Source organism: Rhodoplanes elegans (assembly GCF_016653355.1).
Taxonomy (GTDB): domain Bacteria; phylum Pseudomonadota; class Alphaproteobacteria; order Rhizobiales; family Xanthobacteraceae; genus Rhodoplanes; species Rhodoplanes elegans.
Window position 1 is genome coordinate 1 of the sequence record NZ_NHSK01000320.1, and the last position, 4,838, is coordinate 4,838.

Annotated in this window: 5 protein-coding genes; 4 read left to right on the top strand and 1 reads right to left on the bottom strand. The window is 68.3% G+C overall.

Annotation, left to right across the window (positions count from 1 at the left end):
* The 4 genes from CCR97_RS31305 to CCR97_RS31320 all read left to right on the top strand — a co-directional run.
* A partial coding sequence (locus CCR97_RS31305) for a DUF7146 domain-containing protein (protein WP_201160234.1) occupies positions 1 to 784 on the top strand: 784 nt, incomplete at its 5' end.
* Positions 785 to 839: 55 nt separating this feature from the next.
* Positions 840 to 2,087 carry a tyrosine-type recombinase/integrase gene (locus CCR97_RS31310; protein WP_111359739.1) on the top strand — a complete coding sequence of 416 codons (1,248 nt, stop codon included), beginning with the start codon at positions 840 to 842 and terminating at the stop codon, positions 2,085 to 2,087.
* Complete coding sequence (locus CCR97_RS31315; RefSeq protein WP_111359740.1) at positions 2,084 to 3,034, top strand: tyrosine-type recombinase/integrase; 951 nt, start codon at positions 2,084 to 2,086, stop codon at positions 3,032 to 3,034. The genes CCR97_RS31310 and CCR97_RS31315 overlap by 4 nt, the downstream gene beginning before the upstream one ends.
* Positions 3,027 to 4,022, top strand: a complete 996-nt coding sequence (locus tag CCR97_RS31320; RefSeq protein ID WP_111359742.1) for a tyrosine-type recombinase/integrase — start codon at positions 3,027 to 3,029, stop codon at positions 4,020 to 4,022. The genes CCR97_RS31315 and CCR97_RS31320 overlap by 8 nt, the downstream gene beginning before the upstream one ends.
* 26 nt (positions 4,023 to 4,048) lie before the next feature.
* Here CCR97_RS31320 and CCR97_RS31325 read toward each other — a convergent pair.
* Positions 4,049 to 4,838: DUF7146 domain-containing protein (locus CCR97_RS31325; protein ID WP_201160235.1), on the bottom strand; the 790-nt coding region annotated here is incomplete at its 5' end.

Consider the following 4,838-nt stretch of genomic DNA (forward strand, 5'->3'; position numbering starts at 1 on the left):
GGTCGAGTTCCGCGAGGTCGCCGAGGAGGCGCGACGCTTTCTCTCGCTGCCTCGCCCGGAACCGCCGACGGCGCCGAGACCGTCAGCTCCGCGGGGCTCGCCAGAAGCGGCGCGCCGGCTCTGGGCCATGGCCGAGCCGCTCGCCGGCACCTTGGCCGAGACCTACCTTCACGTCCGCGGGATCAAGGATCTGAGAGGCAGTGAGGCCCTCCGCTTCCATCCGCGCTGCTGGTATCGCGGCGACGATGACGACTCTCGCGACCGGACTCGTGATGCCTGGCCCGCGCTGATCGCGGCGGTCACGGCGCTCGATGGCACGATCACCGGTGCGCACCGCACATGGCTCGATCCCGCGTCGGCCTGCAAAGCGCCGGTCTCGACGCCCCGCCGCGCCATGGGCCTGCTGCTTGGCAACGCCGTTCGGTTCGGTCGCGCGGTCGACGTCATGATGGCAGGAGAAGGGCTGGAAACGATCCTCTCGCTTCGGCAGATCGTGCCCTCGATGCCGGCGGCGGCCGCGCTCTCGGCCAACCATCTTGCTGCACTCGAATTGCCCGCCGGTTTACGACGGCTCTACGTCGCCCGCGACGCCGACGCCGCGGGCGAGATGGCGGCCACCGCGCTCACCGACCGTGCGCGAGCCGCCGGCGTCGAGGCGCTGACGCTCGTGCCCGCGCTCGACGACTTCAACGAGGACCTGCGCCGGCTCGGCGCCGAGATGCTGCGGAACGGACTGTGCACCCAGCTCGCGGCAGACGATAGGCGTCGCATGCGATCAGCATAGCTTCCGCCGCCTCGCTTCGTCGGAAGCTCGCGCCTCCAACAACATGGAGGCCAGAATGTTCGACGACATCTTCTTCGCCCACACTGCCGAGAGGTATCGCGCAGCACCGCTCGTGGAGCAACGAGAACGATACCTTGTTCATCTCGAGACGACTGGTGCGAGACGATCGACCTTGCGCAAGTGCGCCAACGATCAGCTGAGCTTGGTGCGCCTTCTGGACCTTGAAAATGGCGACCGGGTGAGCCGGTCGCAAATCGAGGCTGCTGCGGTGGTGTGGGCGCAGCCGAGAGGCCGCCGGTGCGAATGGACCGCGTCGCTCAAGACGCGCGACCGCTTCGTCGATCACGGTGTTCGATGGCTCGCCTTCCTGGGCTGGCTCGACGAACGTGATGACGGCCGCCATCCGCATGACGCCGAGGTCCAGGCCTTCGAACGGTGGTTGCGCGAGGAGCGCGGTCTGTCCGATGCGACCGTGCAGAGCTATCGCGCGGCTGCCGACCACTTCTTCGTTCAGTTGGCCACCAAGGGCGTGCAGTTGAGCGCCGTAGGCATGACCGACATCGACGATGCCGTAGCGGCGGAGCACGGGCGAGGCGCCTGGGGTCGCCGGACGAGACACGATTATGCGCAGCGGTTGAGGGCGTTCTTCTTGTTCGCCGAGACGCGCGGCTGGTGCCGAGCGGGCCTCGCCGCAGGCATCGTGGCGCCCCGCTTCATGGCTGACGAGACCGTGCCGAAGGGCTTGCGGCGCGAGGATGTCGTGCGCCTGCTCGCGTCGGTCGAGGGCGACCGCCCAGTCGACAAGCGCGACCGGGCCATCCTGATGCTGTTCATCGGGTACGGGCTTCGGACCGGAGAGGTCGGCGGGCTGCGGTTGGACGATCTGGACTGGGAGAACGCCATGCTTCGGGTCCGCTGCCCGAAGCCGGGCCGGACCCATCTATGGCCGTTGTCGCAGGGAGTGGGCCACGCCATCCTGCACTACATCAGGGAAGCGCGGCCGTCCGGCTTCGGGCGCACTCTCTTCTTCACGACGCACGCACCGATCCGCCCGCTCGATCGAAAAGCACTGGGCAAGATGGTTCGTGACCGGCTGGCGGCAATCGGCGTCGTCACCGGCCGACGCGGAGCTCACGCCCTTCGGCATGCCGCGGCCCAGCACCTCCTCGATCAGGGCACGCCGATGAAGGTGATCGGGGACTTCCTCGGCCACCGCGATCTGTCTTCCACCACGATCTACGCCAAGGTCGACCTCGCCGCGCTTCGCGAGGTGGCGGCTCTCGACCTGGAGGACTTGGCATGACCCTGCGCGAGGCGATCGAACGCTATGTGCTCTGGCGACAAGCTCACGGCGCGAAGTTCACGACCGGGGCGAGCCTGCTGCGCCGCTTCCTTGATCACGCCGATGGCGACGCCGCCTGCGACGCGGTCACCACGGGGCAGGTCCTGGCCTACCTCGCGGGTGACGGCCCGCCGACGCGTCACAGTGAGAACAAGTACTATGCGCTTGCCGGCTTCTGGCGTCATGCGATCAGCCGCGGCCATGCGGCCCGCTCGCCCATGCCGGTCGACGCGCCGAGATCGCCCGTTCGGGCGCCACCCTACATCTACTCGCGCGACGAGCTGAAGCGGCTCTTCGATCCCGCGACCGTGGAGGCAAGCCGGCGCGGCGCGGTCCAGCTGAACGCGGTGACGTTCCGCACTCTGCTTCTCCTCCTGTACGGGGCGGGGTTACGCTTCGGGGAGGCGACCCGCCTCACCATGGCCGACGTCGATCTGGCGAACGCCGTTCTGACCATCCGAGCCACCAAGTTCTACAAGAGCCGCCTGGTCCCGATCGGACCTCGGCTCGCAGCGTTGCTCGACCGTCACGTGTTGCAGCGCCGTCAAGCCGGCCTTGTGAACGGCCAGAACGCGTTGCTCTTGGCGAACCAGAACGGGACGCGTCTTGCCAGCAGCACCGTGCAGGCTGCGTTCGACAAGCTCAGACGCATCGCCGGGGTTCACCGCGCAACAGGCGGCCGGACGATCCCGCGCCTGCATGACCTTCGGCACAGCTTCGCCGTCCATCGCCTGACGAGCTGGTATCGGCAGGGCGCCGATGTGCAACGGCTGCTGCCGGTGCTCTCCACCTACCTCGGTCACGCCGATCTGGAGGGCACGAAGGTTTATCTGTCGATGACGCCGGAGTTGCTGGAACAGGCGTCGCTGCGGTTCGCCCGCTATGCGGCTGGAGGTCGGCATGCCTGACCTCGCAGCCCTCGGCCCGTGGCTCCGCCGATTCCTGTGCGAGCACATCGTCACCGAACGCAATCTCGCCCGGAACACCCGCACGAGCTACCGCGACACCTTCAGCCTGTTGCTGCCCTTCGTCAGCCGGAAGCTGCGCAAGCCCGTGGACCGGCTGGTCGTATCGGACCTCACGTCCGGACATGTGCTGCAGTTCCTCACCCATCTCGAGGCGGATCGAGGTTGCTCCGCCCGGACCCGCAATCAGAGACTGGCCACCATCCGGGCGTTCGCGCGCTTCGTCGGTAGCCGGGACCCGGCCCATGTCGAATGGTGCGGTCACATCCGGGCCATCGCGTCGAAGAGGTCCATGCCGCCGCCGGTCGGATGGCTGACCAGAGCGGAGATGGAGTCGATGCTGGCGGCGCCCGACCGCAAGACCCGGCGCGGCCGGAGCGAGTACGCGCTTCTGCTCTTCCTCTACAACACCGGCGCAAGAGTCTCCGAAGCTACCCAGCTGCGGGTGCGCGATCTGCAGATCGGGTCCCGGAACGGCGGGCACAATCTCGTCATCTTGCACGGCAAGGGGGCCAGGACGCGCCAGTGCCCGCTGTGGCCGGAAACCGAGCGCGTCCTGGTGGACGAGATCACCCGTCGCGCGGGCGAAGACGCCGTGTTCATCAGCCGGCTCGGGACGCCGTTCACCCGCTTCGGGATCTATCGCCTGATCGAGCGTTGTGCAGCCAGAGTTCCGGAACTGGCCGGTCGTACGATAACCCCGCATGTGATCCGGCACACCACGGCCTGCCACCTGGTGCTCGCCGGCGTGGACATCAACACGATCCGGGCCTGGCTCGGACACGTCTCGATCAGCACCACCAACATCTATGCCGAGATCGACCTTACCCTGAAGGCCAACGCCGTCGCGCTCTGCGAAGTCGGGCAGCCAAGGTCCGCTCGCTCATGGAAAGAGGACAAGGATCTCATGACCTTCCTGAAAGCCTTGTAAACCGGGGGGACGGGTGCCGACTTCGGTCACCTTGTCCTGACCGTCCTCCGACCCATGAAGCGCGCCGCGTCCTGCGGGGCGAGCTGGATCTGCACCGCTGTGCGAACGGCGCCGGAACCGAACGTCTGCAGATCCTCGTTGAAGTCTCCGAGCTGCGGCGCGAGGACCAGCGCCTCGACGCCAGCGGCACGCGCGCGGTCGGTTAGCGCGGTGAGCGCCATCTCGCCCGCGGCGTCGGCGTCGCGGGCGACGTAGAGCCGTCGGAGCGCCGCAGGGAACTCGAGAGCGGCGAGATGGCTGGCTGACAGTGCTGCCGCCATGGGCATGGCGGGCAGCGCACACCGCAGCGACAGCATCGTCTCGATGCCTTCGCCGGCCGCGACGACCTCGGCCGCCGCACCGAACCGGACGGCATGGCCGAGCAGGCCGCCCATGGCTCGTCGCGGCGTGTCGATCGGTGCCTTGCCCAAGCCGTCCGGGGCAAGCCAAGTGCGGTGCGCGCCGGTGATCGCGCCCGACAGGTCGGTGACGGCGGCGATCATCGCCGGCCAGGTCTCGGTAGGCGCGTGCTCGTCCGCGCGATACCAGCACCGCGTATGGAATCGCAACGCGCCCGCATGATGGACGGTCGTGATCCCGCGGACGTGAAGGTAGGTCTCGGCCAAGGTGCCGGCGAGCGGCTCGGCCATGGCCCAGAGCCGGCGCGCCGCTTCGGGCGAGCCCCGCGGAGCTGACGGTCGCGGCGCAGCCGGCGGTTCCGGGCGAGGCAGCGAGAGGAAGCGTCGCGCCTCCTCGGCGACCTCGCGGAACTCGACG

What these genes read in the sequence shown, in the direction of transcription:
- CCR97_RS31310 (WP_111359739.1), top strand. Translation starts at nt 840, where the DNA reads ATGTTCGACGACATCTTCTTCGCCCACACTGCCGAGAGGTATCGCGCA.
- CCR97_RS31315 (WP_111359740.1), top strand. Translation starts at nt 2,084, where the DNA reads ATGACCCTGCGCGAGGCGATCGAACGCTATGTGCTCTGGCGACAAGCT.
- CCR97_RS31320 (WP_111359742.1), top strand. Translation starts at nt 3,027, where the DNA reads ATGCCTGACCTCGCAGCCCTCGGCCCGTGGCTCCGCCGATTCCTGTGC.